The following is a 15,571-nucleotide window of genomic DNA, read 5'->3' as shown; positions in this document are numbered from 1 at the left end:
ACTGCACCCGGGAGGGTGTGGGAGAGTAGGTCACCGCCGGACATCTTTTGAGCGTGAAGGGCTCCACCATGACGGTGGAGCCCTTCACCCATTTAAGCCGCAAATAAGTTGGGTCCATCCCGCTAGGCTTGGGGTATGAGCCCATCGCTGTTCTCGCACGCTGCTGAGGAACCTCAGCCTTCCAAAGCCTTGGAACCGATTACCTTTGAAGTCACGGTTCCGCACCCGCCGGAACAGGCTTTTGAGGGTTTCACCGATCTCATCCATCTGTGGTGGCCGGTGGATACCCAGAGCATCTTTGGCCCCGGCGCACATATTGAGTTCGAAGAGACAGTCCTGACAGAGACATCGGACCGGGACGAGGTCCGCAACTGGGGCGACATTCTTGAATGGGAGCCGGGCCGGCTGCTATCCCTGACCTGGCACCCCGGAGCCGGGCCCTTATCAGCCACCAGACTCGAAGTCCGGTTCACTGCGGAGGGCCAAAGCACCCTCGTCCGGCTGCGACACTCAGACTGGGACCAAACAGCCGATGGCGCAGAACGCCGACTAAGGTACCAGCAGGACTGGCCTTCCGTGCTGAGCAAATATGCGAGGTTCATGGGAGCCATTCGCTGAAGTAACGCTCCCCGGACATCGATACGGCATGGGCCCCTGGCTCTGGCAGCTTTCCGCGCCGTGCACAGCTCGCTTCTTCGGACCGAAAATAGTGAACGACGAGATTCGGAAGGCCCTACTTAATGACTGACTCAATCATTAGCGCATTGCAAGCTGCACTGCCAGCAGAACAGGTGAGCGTACGGGAGGACGTACTGGCCGCGCATGCGCTGGACCAAGGTCCCGTGATGGCCCACGAGCTCCCCATCGCCGTCGTGTGGGCGCAAAGCGTCGAAGACGTGCAGACCGTCATGAAGGTGGCCTACACGCACAGTGTTCCGGTAGTTTGCAGAGGCGCCGGTACAGGAGTGTCCGGCGGGGCCCATGCCACGACCGGATGCCTCGTCCTGAGCCTGGAACGAATGGACCGAATACTCGAGGTCCACCCCGAGGACGAAATTGCCCGTGTGGAGCCCGGAGTTATCAACGCCGATCTGAACACGGCAGTGGCGGAATACGGGCTGATGTATGCTCCCGATCCGGCCAGCTACAAAATATCCACGATCGGCGGCAACGTCGCGACGAACGCCGGAGGCCTGCGCTGCGCCAAGTACGGCGTTACCCGTGAGTCAGTCCTGGCTCTCGACGTCGTCCTTGCTGACGGCACGCTTATCCGAACCGGGCGACGGTCCTTCAAGGGCGTGGCGGGCTATGACCTGACGGGTCTTTTTGTGGGATCCGAGGGCACCTTGGGCGTCGTGGTGGGAGTTACGGTGCGGCTGCGCTACCTTCCTGCCGATGTGCAGACGATTGCAGCGTTCTTCCCCGAAGTGACGACGGCCGCGGCCGGTGTCCTGGCGGTCGGCAAGGCGCGTGTGCAGCCGGCCATCATGGAATTGCTCGACGGCAATACGCTGGTCCAGCTGGACGCAGAACAGGGCTCTGACCTGCGCCAGCGTGGCGGTGCGCTGCTGTTGATCCAGACCGATGGCTTTGCGGCAGAGACCGAAGCGAAGATCGTCCGGCAGGTGCTGGGGGATATCGGTGCCACCGTTACCGCTGAAGTTAGCGAGGAAGCAGTCCGATTAGTGGAGCTGCGCAGGCACAGCCGGGGCGCGGAGGTGGACGATGTCTTTCGTGTGGGTGAGGATGTTGCCGTGCCTCGGTCGCAGCTGGTCCATTACATCGCCGAGCTCGAACGCATTGCCGCCGACCACGAAGTGGGGCTCAAAGTTGTTGCGCATGCGGGCGACGGGAACCTCCATCCAACCTTTTGGGTGTCGGCCGGGGAGCCGGAGAAGGTTCCCGCGCTTAACGCCGCATTGGATGAGTCCATCGAGGTGGGCCTTGCGCTGGGCGGCACCATCACCGGCGAACACGGCGTCGGCCAGTACAAAGTGCGTTGGCTCCCGCTTGAACAGCGGGAAGAAGTGCTGGAGCTGCAGCGCGGGATCAAGGCATTGTTCGATCCCAAAGGGCTGCTGAACCCAGGCAAGGCCTTGCCGGAACGGATCGAGGCGTAGGCTGTGGTTGTGCGTAAAGAGACATTATGGGAAGCCCAAAAGCGTGAGAACCCGGGCCATTCGGCCTGGTACATCAAGCGCTTCGAGAACATGCGGGCCCAAGGAAACGACCTTCACGGCGAGGCCCGGCTGATCGATGCGATGGCAGAGCGCGGCAGCACGATTCTGGACGCAGGCTGCGGTCCGGGCCGGCTGGGCGGTGAGCTGGCGGTCCGCGGGCACCACGTGGTGGGGGTCGACATCGATCCGGAGCTGATTGAAGCGGCGCGGCGCGACCACCCCGACGTCAACTGGCTCGTCGGGGACCTAGCGGAGCTGGATCTGCCTGCACAAGGGATTACCGAAGCCTTCGACCTGATCGTCTGTGCAGGCAACGTGCTCACCTTCCTGGCTCCGGGTACCGCTCCGGAAGTCCTGGCCAGACTGGCGCGGCATTTGGCGCCGGAAGGCCGGCTGGTGACCGGGTTCGGCGCGGGCAGGGGATACGACTTGGACACGTTCATGGCGGACGCCGCCGGCGCTGGCCTGGCCGCAGAACACAAGTTCGGGACCTGGGACTTGCGCCCCTTCACACCGTCGTCGGACTTCCTGGTGGCTGTCTTCAGCCTGGCCGCGTAAACGCAGCGGGCGAGCCCCGGCAGGAGGCTCCACGACGGCCGTGCGGTTCCGGGGCCTCCACGCCGTTCCGTGGGGCTCCCGGGCCGGGCCTATTCGTCGTCGTCGTTGTCGAGTGCGTTCGCGGCGAGTAGCCGGGCGGTCTTGTCGTCGGGGTTGAGTAGAATCGCCGCTTCGTCCCGGCGGTGGCGCAGCACGTCGTCGATGTAGGCCTGGACTGCTTCCGCCAACGGCACGTTGCGGCGCTGGCTTTCGGAGATGTACCAGCGGTGCTCGAGCACTTGGTGGACCACCTCGGCCGGTTCCAGCTTGCCCGCCAGCTCGCGCGGAATGGCCCGCACTACCGGCTCGAAGACGTGGCGGACCCACGCGTGGGCGCTGATTTCCTCGTCCAGATCCGGATTGTTGTCCGCCCGGTAGCCGTCCAGGTCATTGAGCAGCCGCCGCGCTTGGTTTTCCTGCACGTCCAGCCCGGTCAGGCGGATCAGCCGGCGCTGGTGGTGCCCGGCATCCACGACCTTGGGCTGGAGCTGGATCTGGGACCCGTCCGGCGTCGTTTTGATGGAGAACTCTTCGACGTCGAAACCCAGATCATTCAGTCTGCGGATGCGGGCATTGACCCGCCAGCGGTCGCCCAGCTCGAAGGACTCCTTCTCGGTCAGTTCCGCCCAGAGCTTGCGGTAGCTGTCCATGATCCGCTCGCTGGTGGCCAGCGGGTCGACCTTGTCCTCGATCAAGCGGCCTTCAAGCAGATCCATCAGCTCGCCGGCAATGTTGACCCGTGCTATCTCCAGATCGTACTCACGCTGGCCGGTGGAGAGCTTCGGGTACAGCTCGCCCGTCTCGGCATCCACCAGATAGGCGGCGAATGCACCGGCATCCCGCCTGAACAGGGTGTTGGAGAGGGACACGTCGCCCCAGTAGAAGCCGATAAGGTGCAGCCGGACCAGCAGTAGGGCCTGGGCATCGATCAGCCGGGTCAGCGTGTCTTTGCGCAGGGTCTGGGAAAACAGCGCACGGTAGGGGAGCGAGAACTTCAGGTGCCGGGTGACCAGCACCGGATCCAGCTCCGCACCGTCCGTGGTGTGCCGGCCGCTGATGACGGCGACCGGCTCCACGCAGGGCACGTCCAGCCGCTGGAGCTTGCGGAGCATGTGGTATTCGTGCCGGGCGATATGCTCGCTGGTTTCCTTGATGGCAATGACGGAACCGCTCAGATGCGCGAACCGGACAATATGCCGGGAAATACCGCGCGGAAGAGCGGCCAGGTTTTTCGCCGGCCACTCTTCCAACGCGATGTGCCAAGGCAGGTCAAGCAGGCTCTCGTCCGTGGTGGCCGAGGTGATGTTCAGCGAACCCAGAACTGCGGCCGCTCCGCCATTGTGCGGGCGCGGCAGTTTTCCCACCTGGCCGAAGTCGGTAGGTTCGTTGTGCCAGTTGGCGTCCATCTGCACCGATCCGTCGAAAGCGCTGCCGGAACTCAGGCCTTGTCCGCCTCCAGCGGACGGTCCAGATCAGCCAGGGACGCGTGGGGTGCCGCCGGCGCATTATCGCCCAGCCGGAGGCCGGTCTGGGTGTCGAACAGATGCACGTGGCCCTGCTTCGGACGCACGTACACGGTGGTGCCGGCCTTCGGCGGCGTGCGGCCGTCCACGCGGCCCGTGATGTCGTGGCGGCTGCCGTTGACTTCAGTGTGGCCGTACACGTAGGCGTCGGCACCGAGTTCCTCGACCACATCGATCTCCACGGCCAGACCTTGGCCGTCCGGGGCCTGCTCCAGATCCTCTGGACGGACTCCGAGCATGACGGTGCTGCCGTGCGCCGCACCGAGAACGTCCCGCGGCACCGGATAGACCGTTCCGCCGAACTGGACGCCGCCGTCGGCCACGGGCAGTTCCAGCAGATTCATGGCCGGCGAGCCGATGAACCCGGCCACGAAGATGTTGGCCGGGGTGTCGTAGAGATTGCGCGGGGAGTCCACCTGCTGCAGTATGCCGTCCTTGAGCACGGCGACGCGGTCGCCCATGGTCATCGCTTCGACCTGGTCGTGGGTGACATAGACGGTGGTGACGCCGAGGCGCCGGGTCAGCGAGGCGATCTGCGTCCGGGTCTGGACGCGCAGCTTGGCATCCAGGTTGGAGAGCGGCTCGTCCATCAGGAAGACCTGCGGATTACGGACAATCGCGCGGCCCATGGCAACACGCTGGCGCTGGCCGCCGGAGAGCGCCTTCGGCTTGCGGTCCAAATATTCCTCGAGGTCCAGCAGTTTGGCTGCCTCGCGGACGCGCTGGGCGCGCTCCTCCTTGGCGATGCCCGCGATCTTGAGGGCAAATCCCATGTTGTCCGCCACGGACATGTGTGGGTAAAGCGCGTAGTTCTGGAACACCATTGCAATGTCCCGGTCCTTCGGCGGAACGTCGGTGACGTCGCGGTCGCCGATCAGGATCCGGCCCGAGTTCACATCTTCCAGGCCCGCCAGCATCCGCAGGGAGGTGGACTTGCCGCAGCCCGAGGGGCCGACGAGGACCAAGAATTCGCCGTCCGCGATCTCCAGGTCAAGCTTGTCCACCGCCGGCTTCTCTGTGCCCGGGTACAAGCGCGTAGCATTATCGAACGTTACCGTTGCCATGGTGTTTCCCTTCACGGGCAGGTACGTGCCCGACGATCCGTTGTGATGGGTTGATATTCAGTTAGGTGAGCTGGCTCACGGAACCAAGTATGGCATGCGGGGGCAAATTCCGAGGTTTTGCGGGCGGAGGCTCAGTTTTGTGGGGAGGCCCGGCGCAGTTCCGCCAGGGTCTCGAGTACCCGGGCAAAAGCGTCCGGGGAGTCCACCCGGAAAGCCGCTCCCGACTCTCCGGGGCCGATCTTGACGCCAAGATCCTGCGGCTGCAGGGCCTTGATGGCGTCCTCGTCCGTGACGTCGTCGCCCGCGAAGAAGACCGCCGTAGCCTCCGTAAAGGCGCGCAGGAGCTCCAGTCCCTGCCCCTTGTCGGAGCTCAGGACCGAGGTCTCGAGCACCCGCTTGCCGTCCGTCAGGTGCAGTCCCTCGATGGAGGACAGCTGGCGGCGTGCTTCCTCGGTGGCCGCTTCGGCCACCGGATCTTCCGCGGTGCGGGTATGGAGTACGACGCCGGCCGGCTTGGCTTCCAGCCTCGTTCCGGGGTGGGTTGCGACCACCTTTTCAACCACCGCGGTGGCCTGGCGCAGCGCCATCGCCTGTGCCTGATCCAGGGTCAGGGCGGGGCTGCCGGGGCCGGTGAAGACTTCCGCGCCGTGGGAACCGATGAGCAGGGTTCTATCGTCCGGCGAGGCAACCAGCCGCAGACTCTCGAGAGCGCGGCCGGAAATGAACGCCGTCGTTGTTTCGGGTAGTTCGAGCAGTTCCCTTACGGCAGCGGCGGCGGCCGGCAGTGCCCGGGCGTCTTCGGCACGCGCGACAATCGGCGCCAGCGTGCCGTCGAAGTCCAGCGCCACGAGCAGCCGCGGCGTGCTGCTGATTTTCTCCAGCGCACGGCGCAGCGCCGGACCCAGCTCCCCGCGGTTCTCGCTCGTTGCGGCAGGGTTCTCATTCATTGCCGCGTGCTCCTTACTCATTGCCGCTCCCCGCGGTTTTGCCCAGGGTTTCGCCATCGAGGGCGCGCAGGAAACTCTGGGACCATTGCTCGACGTCGTTCTGCAGGATCTGGCGGCGCATGACGCGCATCCTGCGGGTGGATTCGCCGGGCGCGATTTCGACGGCGCGCATGATCGCGTCTTTGAGCCCGTCGATATCGTGCGGGTTCACCAGGATGGCTTGTTTCAGGTGGTCGGCGGCGCCGGCGAACTCGCTGAGCACCAGCGCACCGTTGACGCCGGTCCGCGACGCCACGTATTCCTTGGCCACCAGATTCATCCCGTCGCGCAGGGCCGTGACCAGCATGACGTCCGCCGCAAGGTAGAGCGCCACCATCTCTTCCTTGGGATAGCTGTGGTGGAGGTAGCGGATGGCGGTGTTGCTCAGAGTGTCGTAGGTGCCGTTGATCCTGCCTACCGCGCCCTCGATCTCCTCGCGCAGCAGCCGGTAGGACTCGACGCGCTCGCGGCTGGGGCTTGCCACCTGGATCAGGGCCGCATCCTCCACGGTGACGCGGCCGTCTTCGAGCAGTTCGCCGTACGCCTTGATCCGGTGCTGGATGCCCTTGGTGTAGTCCAGCCGGTCCACGCCCAGCAGTACCGTCTTGGGATTGCCCAGCTCCTCGCGGATCTGCCGGGCCCGTTCGATCACCTCGGGGCTCTTAGCCAGCTGGTTGATCTGGTCCACGTCGATCGAGATCGGGAAGGCGCCCGCGCGGCAGATCCTGTCGCCGTCGTCGGTCCTGATGTTCACATGTTGGGACTTGATCGTGTGTCCGCTGAAACGCCGGACGCAGCGCAGGAAGTTGCTTGAGTCGCTGGGACGCTGGAAGCCCACCAGGTCCGCTCCCAGCAGCCCCTCGATCACCTGGCGGCGCCAAGGCAGCTGGGCAAATATCTCCAACGGGGGGAAGGGGATGTGGTTGAAGAATCCGATCTTGAGGTCGGGCCGCAGCTCGCGCAGCAGTTTGGGGACCAGTTGCAGCTGGTAATCCTGGACCCAGACGGTGGCTCCTTCCGCCGCGGATTCGGCGGTGGCCTCGGCGAAGCGCCGGTTGACTGCCTTGTAAACCTCCCACCAGGTACGGTGGAACTCCGGCGGGGCGATGACATCGTGGTAGAGCGGCCAGAGCGTCGCGTTGGAGAATCCCTCGTAGTACAGCTCCACATCATCGGCACTGAGCTCAACCGGCACCAGACGCATATTGTCGTGGTCGAAGGGCTTCAAGACTTCATCCGCGGCACCGTGCCAGCCGATCCAGGCCCCCTCCGTTTTCGCCATCACCGGTGCCAGGGCGGTGACCAGGCCTCCCGGCGACCGGCGCCAGCTGTTGCCGCCGTCCTCGCCTGTAACGCGGTCTACCGGCAACCGGTTGGAGACTACGATGAAGTCATAGTCTCCATAGCCGGATCCGTCCGACGCGCCAGAATTGTTCGCCTTGGTTTCCGCCATGTGACTCTCCTGACCGTAGTGAATCCTGATATTGACTCTATAAGACAGGAACCATCCGGCCGGCCCGGTGCGTTAATAATGAGTATAAGTGCGGTGAGTTCCACCACGAGAGCACTGCGAATATTGTAGTTTCAACTAAGCTGTTGCTCGGGCGGCCGGACGTGGCCGTCAGCAGAGCCGAAAGACTTGAGGACATATGGCATCCCAGAACACCCCCAGGCCCAGCAAGGCCGAGCGCACTGCCGAGGCGCGTGAAAAGGCCCGTCAAATGCGTGAAACGCAGCAACGCAAGGAAAAGCGCAATTCGCTGCTGGTCCGCTGGGGTGTTATCGGAGCCGTTGTCGCGATCGTCGCCATTGTTGCCATCATCGTGGCCACCAACCAGCGCGGCGACTTCCCGGATGCCGGCCCCACTCCGGCCAACGGCAACGAATACGGCGGCATCACGCTGACGTCCAGCACCGAGCTGGAGCCGACCACACAGACCACGGTGGACGTGAACAGCATCGACGCCGAGGCAGAGCCGCCGGCCGTGCCCAGCGGCATCGCCGAGGCCCCCGCGGGCGAGCCGGCCCAGGTCGTCATCTACGTGGATGCTGCCTGCAGCCACTGTGCCACCTTCGAAGCCACTTACAGCGATCAGCTGAAGGAGTGGCTGGACAACGGCGACGCCACGGTTGAATACCGCGCGGTGGCATTCCTCGACCAGCCGGCCACCGGGAACTACTCTTCCCGCGGCGCCAACGCCCTGGCTTGCGTGGCCGAGTCTTCGCCGGAGAACTACCTCTCCTTCATGGAACTGCTCTTCGAAAAGCAGGTACCCACAGGTCTCTCAAGCGATGAGCTCGCGGCCACTGCCGCCGAGGCCGGTGCCGACGGTGCAGAAAGCTGCATCCAGGACGGGACCTACCGCCCCTACGCCGCGTACGCCGATGCTCTGGCCCGTGCTGACGGCGTCGGCGGAACCCCTGCTGTTTACGTTGACGGCCAGGTCTGGGATAACACCGGCGACTTCGTTGAGTTCGCCCAGCCGATCATCGACGCCCGCTCCTAATCCACATTCCGAAGGGGATGCCCGGTTGGATGCTTTGCGTTTCGCGCGAAGCGCCCAACTGGGCTAACCTTATCTAGCTGGAATTTCCAGCAGAGCTGGCTGCGAAGCCAGTACGCCTCCTTAGCTCAGTTGGCCAGAGCACCTGTCTTGTAAACAGGGGGTCGCCGGTTCGAATCCGGCAGGGGGCTCCAGCACGAGAGGCTTCGGTTCCTTAAAGTTAGGAACCGAAGCCTCTTTTTGTTTTTTTGACAGTCCGTTGCGGACGCCCTGATGGTCTCCATGCGATGCGCCGATGCGGCTTCCCCGGAAGCTCATCGAGGGGAAGAATGAAACGATGACGGACGCGCACGTTCCTGCAGTGCCCGGGAGAGTGGATCCCGGGGCAAATGGTGGAGCAGGAGCAAGCCCGTGAAATCTGTGCCGGTCGGCGTCATTCTGGTCACCTGGGGGACAGCCTCCGGCGCCATCGTCGGTGCTTTCTACGGGTTCGTGCCCACGGCATTGTTTGCGTTCGCCAATACACCGGCAACGGCTCGCGCCGGTGGCGTGGACATGGGGCAGTTTGCCCTCATACTCGGCGCCATTGCCGGGGCTTTCATAGGGATCACAGCCAGCGTCGTATCGATCACGGCTCTTCTCATCACCGGGCGCCGGTTTCAGGGCAGGCTGTGGCTCAGGGCGGCTGTTGCCGGAGCCGGAGCACTGCTGGGCGCCGCTTTCGCATTCATTCTGATGATGACTGTACTGGGCGGCGGGGTTCCGTCCTGGGCGGAACTGCCCTCGGCCGCGCCTGTCTTCCTCGCCGCGGCAATGTTGGCGGCCGCGGCCGTCTTGCTTCTTGACCGAATTCGGGACTAAAAGCGGACACGCCGGAGCGTCATCCTTGACCGAGGGGCGAAATGTGGTTAAAGGATTTCCAAAAAACGTTCCATCAGGCGAGGTAAGCATCTAAGCTTCTACTTGTGCAAAAAACTGTTAAACCATTCATTGCCTTGGCTGTGCTGCTGATGATGCTGCTCCTGTCCGGGATGGGGCCTGCATCCGCGGTCACCCGGACGGCCAGCGACCCCTTCGTCAAGGAGGTGTTGCGCCTGATCAACGAGGAACGGGCCGGCCATGGACTGTCACCGGTGGTCTGGAACCAGAGTGTCGGCAACGTCTCCCAGCAATGGGCGGAAGAGCAGAACAACCGCATCAACCGGGACAAGTACAGCCTCTCGACGATCCATCGGCCCGGGTACGGAAGCCAGCAAATCCCCGACGGTTACGACTGGTACACGGAAATCATCGGCATCAACAACAATGCTCAGCAAATTGTGGACTGGTGGATGAACTCTCCTGTGCACAAGGCAGGTATGTTGAGTCCAAGCGCCACGGACATCGGCATCGGCTACATGAAGACGACCAAGTCCGGCTGGTACGGCATGTATGTCGTCGTTGCCAATATCGCTGGCTATCCTGGCACACGCGCGGAACTGCCGCCGCACCCGGGCATCAACATGGCGTCTTTCAATGATGGCGACGTCGCCGCCGTCGATTCCGCCGGAAACCTGTACAACTATCCCACCGCCTTCGGCGGCGACCTGTGGAAGCGCAGCTACATCGCCTCCGGGTTCAAAGGCGTGCTTGAAGTTGAGGTTGCCGACTGGAACGCTGACGGTATTCAGGACGTTATAGCCAGATGGAGCTCAGGAAAGCTGACCGTGCATTACGGGCTGGCGCGAGGAGGTCTGGCAGCTGCCCGTACCGTGGGCAGCTCCGGTTGGGCCAACTACGACATCACGGTGAGCGAATGGAAGCAGGGGGACCTGTACCCGGGAATCGTTGCCAAGAACGAGTCGAACGGCAGGCTCTATTACTACAACAATCCTTACGGCGAACGGCACGGCTCCCGCTTGCAGATCGGTGCCTCAGGGTGGGCGAACCTGGAAATATTCACGCTGGACTTCGACTACGACGGCATGATGGACTTGGTCGCCAAGACACCGCAAGGCCAGCTGAAGCTGTACCGCACCCACGGCAATGCACGGTTCGTTTCCGAATATCGTAGGATCATCGGCGCGTCCGGCTGGAACACCATGCACCATCTGTCTTCCATCAACAATCATCTGGGGAATAGCAGGCCGGGCATTCTGGCACGGGATAGGTACGGGAACCTGCATCATTACCCGGTCTCGCCGAACCAAGTCAACCGGCGCAGCACCATCGGCCAAGGCGGCTGGGACACACTCATGCTAGGGAGCTAACAGCGGGCCTGATCCGTTCAGGTTTCACGCTTTCGCCCCGAAGATCAGCGGGTCCGGCCTATAGTGGGCGGAGGAAGTCGAGGAGGCGGATTGTGAGCGAAGATAAACCGGAGCTGGATCCGGAGATTGACCAGCGGGAAGACGGAGTGGTCATTGAACCCGGGTCCGAGATCGACGAGGACCTGGAGGGCACGTTGCCCCCAGCTTCGGAGGGAACGGGCGACGCAACATCCTGATTGCAGTGCCCGCGGCACTGGGCCACCGGCCTAAGGCCAAGCTTCCGCGGGACCCGGTGTCCGTCTGGTCAGGAAGCCTTGGCTATCGCCGGATAATGGCTCCAAGTGCCGTGGTCTACCTCGAGGACCGTGCCGCGCTCGCCGTAGAGGACGTTGACCGATTCTCCGAAGTGCTCGCAACCTTCATCCGGGCACGTGTCCGAGAGGTCTCCGGCGTAGTCGTTGGCGAACCGCTGTTGCCATTCGTCTACTTTGCCCATAGCCCAGGCATTCCCCTCATCCGCCAGGGCTTCAAGCTCTTCGATGCTGTAACGCCGGCCCCGATGAGGATGCCGGGCGGCTGTGGTTTCGCCGCCGCGTTGCAGTGATTCGGTACTGGGTGTGTTCTTCGTGCTCATGCTCCCAATTTACGTCCCGCCACTGACGGTATTTGGTCTCTGCGTCGGCGCGTCCGGTATCAGGGAAACTCAGGCCGAATGCCCGGCGTCCAGATCCAGTACCTGGGAAAAGTGCAAGGGCTCTGTTCCCGGATTAGCCTCTATCTGGGAAGGGGCCAGCAGGAAGCCCACATGGTCGCCCAGATCAAACCGGTCCAGGACGTCCGCGATCATCCTGCGGGGACAGTCGGTCAGGACAGGAACGCCGCCTGGTCCCTCCCGCCAATTGCAGGAGCCGAACTTGTCCACCTCGTCGCCCGTATTTTCCCCGAACAGGGCAGCGAGCTCCCGTTGGCCGGAACCTGGAACATGAACTCCAAGCACGTTGGCGTTCCGGGCCACACGGTAGGTGCGGTTCTGCCTGGAAATGCAGACCATGAACCTGACGGGGTTGATGCTGCACTGGGTGGCATATCCGACCAGGCAGCCGGACGGCGACGTATCGCCGCCTTCGGTCGACGCTGCCGTGACGATGTACATCGGATAATCGAGCCCGGAGACAAAGGCATCCGTGTCCACATCAGTGCTCATGCTTTCTCCCGCCGCGCGTCACGCCAATGCCGGTGTCCGGCCGTTTGCTTCCATCCTACGTGCGGGTGTGCCGGTCTAAGAGCCGTCCTCGCGGCGAGGCAGCAGGGGTTCTTCAGGGCTGCTGCCACGGAGGAAGAACGCGCCGACGGCACCTGCCAAGGTGGCGAAAACGGCGACAGAATAGACCGCCAATAGCACTTCCAGCAGCCGCGCGAAGCCGCCCGCAGCAGTCAGTTCGCTGCCGGTAATGGTCGACATGGCAGCTTCATGCAGGGCATCGCCGTACCGCTGATAGGAGCCGGATACGTAGAGCAACTGGCTGGCGACCATCATGACCATGGCCGTGACTGCTGCGAGCCAACCGATCCGGCCCGAAAGCAGTCTGGCGGCTGAACGCCCGCCGCGGATACCGGCGGAGAGGACACTGCCGAACCTGGCCAAACGCGCCGCCCGGAACACCCGGAGCGCCTGCAACGCACGGAAAAAGCGCAGGAAGGGCACCAACAGGAAGATGATCTGCCACCAGTTGCGCTTCCAGAACCGGCGCTGGAACCTGGCTATGTAGGCGCGCAGCAGGAATTCCGCGACGAAGATGCCCCAGAACAGCCAGCCAAGAACCGACAGGATTGTCAGCAGCCCGGGCCGGGTGGCCAGCATCTGGCCGAGGACGACGAACACAAACAGCAGGCCCAGGACGCCCATCGGCCGGTCGAGCCGGGAGGCCAACACCTCTGCGCGGTCCAGGCGTGCCGCTGTTTCCAGATCGTCGCGTGGCTGCGCCATGTACCCTCCAGCTCGTCCGTGCTGTGAACGACAGGTCATTTACTGGGTCATTCCCTGCCAACGCTAGCGACTGGACGGGGCCTCGGCCAGCCGCTGAATCCAGGTCCTGCCAAGGCGCGGGCCGGTTTTGCCCATTCTCCGCCTGGGCCTTGACGTCATCACGACGACGGCGTTGGCTGGTGACAGTGCGAAGGAGACAACGATGCGGCTGCATTTCCGGACAAAGCCAGTGCCCAACGGCCCGCCTGCAGACAGCGGTGGCAGCGGTGCTGGCAGGGCCAGGGAACACAGCCGCAACGTAAGGCGGACCGGCGCAGCGGCCGCGGTCGCCGCCGTCGTGCTTCTATCCGGTTGTACCGCAACGGAGCAGGAGCCGGGCACGCAGACGGAGGGTGCAGCCTCATCCCCGGCAGCAGGAGGGGCGCCCGAACAAGGCGGCAGCGAAGGCGTTTCCATCCCGGACATCGTCGCCAGCGTGGAGCCATCCGTGGTGACCATCTTTACCGCGAGAGGCGGCCTGGGCAGCGGAGTCATCTACAGCGCGGACGGACTGATCCTGACGAACGAACACGTGGTCCGCGGGACGGATGAGGTTGACGTTGGTTTTGCCGATGGCAAGCGCGAGGCCGGTACCGTGGTGGCGGAGGACCCGGTGACGGACCTGGCCTTGGTCCAGGTGGAGCGGACCGGGCTGCCCGCGGCGGAATTCGAACCGTCGCTGCCCAGGGTGGGGGAGTTGGCGGTGGTGATCGGGTCTCCGCTCGGCTTCGCGAACACGGCGACGGCGGGGATCATTTCGGGGCTGCACCGCGAAATTCCCGGCTCGGCTTCCAACAGCCAGTCGCTGGTGGACCTGATCCAGACCGATGCTCCGATCAGCCCGGGCAACTCGGGCGGGGCCGTGGTCAACAGCGAGGGGAAAGTCATCGGCATCAGCGAGGCCTACATTCCGCCGCAGGCGGGGGCCGTAGCGCTGGGCTTCGCGATTCCGGCGGCGACTGCGATGGAGGTTGCCGAACAACTGCGCGAGGACGGCAGCGCCGAGCATGCGTTCATGGGGCTCGGGCCTGCGGGCATCACGCCCCAGATCGCGGAGCAGTTGGGCCTGCCGGATACGCAGGGCGCGCTGGTGCTGTCCGTTATGGACGGTGGTCCGGCCGCGGAAGCAGGACTGGAGCCCGGAGACGTGATTGTGGGGCTGGGCGGCGAAGAGATCCAGACACCCGAGGACCTGCTTGCGGCCTTGCGCGGCCATGCACCGGGGGACAAGGTGGAGGTGGAGATCAGCCGGGGCGGTGAAGCCAGCCAGCTCACCGTCACGCTCACGGACCGTCCCTCCGCCGAATGAGGCGGAGACACAGCAGGCCGCATGAGGGCAACGCACCAGCAGAATGGGGCAACGCAGAGCAGCCGGAATAGAACAGGCTGCGGGCCGTTATGACTGGTGTGCCGCTATCGAAAATTCCCGTCTCCATCCTCGACCGTGCCAACTCCCGTTCCGGAGGAACCGAGGCGGAGGCCTTGAGGGCGACGGCGAACCGGGCACGCCGGGCGGAGTCACTGGGGTACCACCGGTTCTGGGTAGCCGAACACCATGGCGTGCCGGGGATTGCCGGTTCGGCACCCACGGTCCTGATGGGGATCATTGCCGCGCAGACGGAGCGGATCCGCGTCGGCTCCGGCGGCGTGATGCTGCCCAACCACCAGCCGCTGGTGGTCGCCGAACAGATCGCGACGCTGCAGTCGCTCTTTCCCGGCCGGATTGATCTTGGCGTGGGCCGCTCCGTCGGGTTCACTCCGGCTGTCCGGCAGGCGCTGCGGCAGGACAAGGACGGCGCGGACCGCTTCGAGACGGATCTGGCCGAGTTGCTGGAATTCCTGACCGGGGAGGCCGCCATCACCTCCCGGCCGTACGACGGCGGTGCTACGCCGCCTTTCGTGCTGGCCACCGGCCAAGGTGCCGACATCGCTGCCAAGGCGGGACTCGCCGTCGTTGTTGGTGGTCCTGCCTACACCGGGCGGACGGGCATGCCGGCTGCGCTGGCCCGGTACCGTCGGAACTTCCGCCCCTCACGGTGGTATCCGGAACCGTATGTCATTGTTTCGGCCAATGTCGCCGTGGCGGCGACGGCCGGGCAGGCGCGCGAGCTCCTTCTCCCCGAGGCCTGGGCGCTGGCCCAGTCCCGCACCCGCGGCGAGTTCCCGCCGCTGGAACCGGTGGCAACTATCCTCCGGCGCCAGCTGACGGGGCGGCAGCAGAAGCTGATCGACGACAGCCTTGCCTCATCGATCTACGGCACTCCTGGGGAGGTCGCGGAGCAGCTCGCCCGCTTGCTCGACGCCACCGGCGCCGACGAGTTCATGGTCACCGGGAACACCTTCGACCCAGCTGCGCTCGCCGACTCGGACGCCGGACTGGCGGAGCTGGTGGGGCTGCACAGCCGCAGCCCCGCCTAAACCGGACCGCCCCCGTTCCAGTGA

The 15,571-nt window shown here is 64.3% G+C and carries 16 protein-coding genes and 1 tRNA gene; 10 read left to right on the top strand and 7 right to left on the bottom strand.

Going from position 1 to position 15,571, the window contains the following annotated elements; genetic code table 11:
* Positions 1-135: 135 nt before the first annotated feature.
* The 3 genes from AC5RWO_RS21180 (at position 136) to AC5RWO_RS21170 (ending at position 2,738) form a co-directional block, all read left to right on the top strand.
* The gene (locus AC5RWO_RS21180; protein WP_498733873.1) at positions 136-618 is read left to right on the top strand and encodes an SRPBCC domain-containing protein; all 483 of its coding nucleotides are present in this window, start codon (positions 136-138) and stop codon (positions 616-618) included.
* 122 nt (positions 619-740) lie between these two features.
* Entirely contained in the window at positions 741-2,120 is a 1,380-nt protein-coding gene (locus AC5RWO_RS21175; protein ID WP_498733871.1) for an FAD-binding oxidoreductase, read from the top strand.
* 9 nt (positions 2,121-2,129) lie between these two features.
* Positions 2,130-2,738, top strand: coding sequence for a class I SAM-dependent methyltransferase (locus AC5RWO_RS21170; protein WP_498733869.1), 609 nt, complete (start codon positions 2,130-2,132; stop codon positions 2,736-2,738).
* 89 nt (positions 2,739-2,827) lie between these two features.
* On the opposite strand, the gene AC5RWO_RS21165 is transcribed toward AC5RWO_RS21170, so the two are convergent.
* The 4 genes from AC5RWO_RS21165 to AC5RWO_RS21150 form a co-directional block, all read right to left on the bottom strand.
* On the bottom strand, positions 2,828-4,183 hold the full coding sequence (locus AC5RWO_RS21165; protein ID WP_498733867.1) for a DUF4032 domain-containing protein: 1,356 nt from the start codon (positions 4,181-4,183) through the stop codon (positions 2,828-2,830).
* Between the two features lie 32 nt (positions 4,184-4,215).
* Positions 4,216-5,364, bottom strand: a complete 1,149-nt coding sequence (locus AC5RWO_RS21160) for an ABC transporter ATP-binding protein (RefSeq protein WP_498733865.1) — start codon at positions 5,362-5,364, stop codon at positions 4,216-4,218.
* Between the two features lie 131 nt (positions 5,365-5,495).
* Positions 5,496-6,311 (bottom strand): trehalose-phosphatase, encoded by an 816-nt coding sequence (gene otsB / locus AC5RWO_RS21155; protein ID WP_498733862.1) that lies wholly within the window; start codon positions 6,309-6,311, stop codon positions 5,496-5,498.
* 13 nt (positions 6,312-6,324) lie between these two features.
* Positions 6,325-7,803 (bottom strand): alpha,alpha-trehalose-phosphate synthase (UDP-forming), encoded by a 1,479-nt coding sequence (locus AC5RWO_RS21150; protein WP_498733860.1) that lies wholly within the window; start codon positions 7,801-7,803, stop codon positions 6,325-6,327.
* A 196-nt stretch (positions 7,804-7,999) separates the two neighbouring features.
* On the opposite strand from AC5RWO_RS21150, the gene AC5RWO_RS21145 reads away from it, so the two are divergent.
* From AC5RWO_RS21145 to AC5RWO_RS21125, 5 genes are all read left to right on the top strand, one after another.
* Entirely contained in the window at positions 8,000-8,857 is an 858-nt protein-coding gene (locus AC5RWO_RS21145) for a DsbA family protein (protein ID WP_498733858.1), read from the top strand.
* A 114-nt stretch (positions 8,858-8,971) separates the two neighbouring features.
* Positions 8,972-9,048 (top strand) — tRNA-Thr (locus tag AC5RWO_RS21140).
* Positions 9,049-9,265: 217 nt separating this feature from the next.
* A complete protein-coding gene (locus tag AC5RWO_RS21135) occupies positions 9,266-9,715 on the top strand; it encodes a hypothetical protein (RefSeq protein WP_498733856.1) in 450 nt (149 codons plus the stop codon).
* Positions 9,716-9,819: 104 nt separating this feature from the next.
* Positions 9,820-11,103, top strand: a complete 1,284-nt coding sequence (locus tag AC5RWO_RS21130; protein WP_498733855.1) for a CAP domain-containing protein — start codon at positions 9,820-9,822, stop codon at positions 11,101-11,103.
* A 92-nt stretch (positions 11,104-11,195) separates the two neighbouring features.
* Positions 11,196-11,339 (top strand): hypothetical protein, encoded by a 144-nt coding sequence (locus AC5RWO_RS21125; RefSeq protein WP_498733853.1) that lies wholly within the window; start codon positions 11,196-11,198, stop codon positions 11,337-11,339.
* Positions 11,340-11,407: 68 nt separating this feature from the next.
* Here AC5RWO_RS21125 and AC5RWO_RS21120 read toward each other — a convergent pair whose 3' ends face one another.
* The 3 genes from AC5RWO_RS21120 to AC5RWO_RS21110 all read right to left on the bottom strand — a co-directional run bounded on the left by AC5RWO_RS21120 (position 11,408) and on the right by AC5RWO_RS21110 (position 13,090).
* Positions 11,408-11,737 (bottom strand): hypothetical protein, encoded by a 330-nt coding sequence (locus tag AC5RWO_RS21120; protein WP_498733852.1) that lies wholly within the window; start codon positions 11,735-11,737, stop codon positions 11,408-11,410.
* Between the two features lie 69 nt (positions 11,738-11,806).
* A complete protein-coding gene (locus AC5RWO_RS21115) occupies positions 11,807-12,307 on the bottom strand; it encodes a flavin reductase family protein (RefSeq protein WP_498733850.1) in 501 nt (166 codons plus the stop codon).
* Between the two features lie 75 nt (positions 12,308-12,382).
* Positions 12,383-13,090 (bottom strand): ion transporter, encoded by a 708-nt coding sequence (locus AC5RWO_RS21110; RefSeq protein ID WP_498733848.1) that lies wholly within the window; start codon positions 13,088-13,090, stop codon positions 12,383-12,385.
* 202 nt (positions 13,091-13,292) lie between these two features.
* Here AC5RWO_RS21110 and AC5RWO_RS21105 point away from each other — a divergent pair, with 202 nt between their 5' ends.
* The gene (locus AC5RWO_RS21105; RefSeq protein ID WP_498733846.1) at positions 13,293-14,438 is read left to right on the top strand and encodes a S1C family serine protease; all 1,146 of its coding nucleotides are present in this window, start codon (positions 13,293-13,295) and stop codon (positions 14,436-14,438) included.
* An 89-nt stretch (positions 14,439-14,527) separates the two neighbouring features.
* Complete coding sequence (locus AC5RWO_RS21100; RefSeq protein ID WP_498733844.1) at positions 14,528-15,547, top strand: MsnO8 family LLM class oxidoreductase; 1,020 nt, start codon at positions 14,528-14,530, stop codon at positions 15,545-15,547.
* The last annotated feature ends 24 nt before the right edge of the window (positions 15,548-15,571 follow it).

It is taken from the genome of Arthrobacter sp. B055-34, from assembly GCF_059090425.1.
The sequence above is the reverse complement of the archived record's forward strand: the minus strand, read 5'-3'. Positions and strand labels throughout refer to the sequence as shown.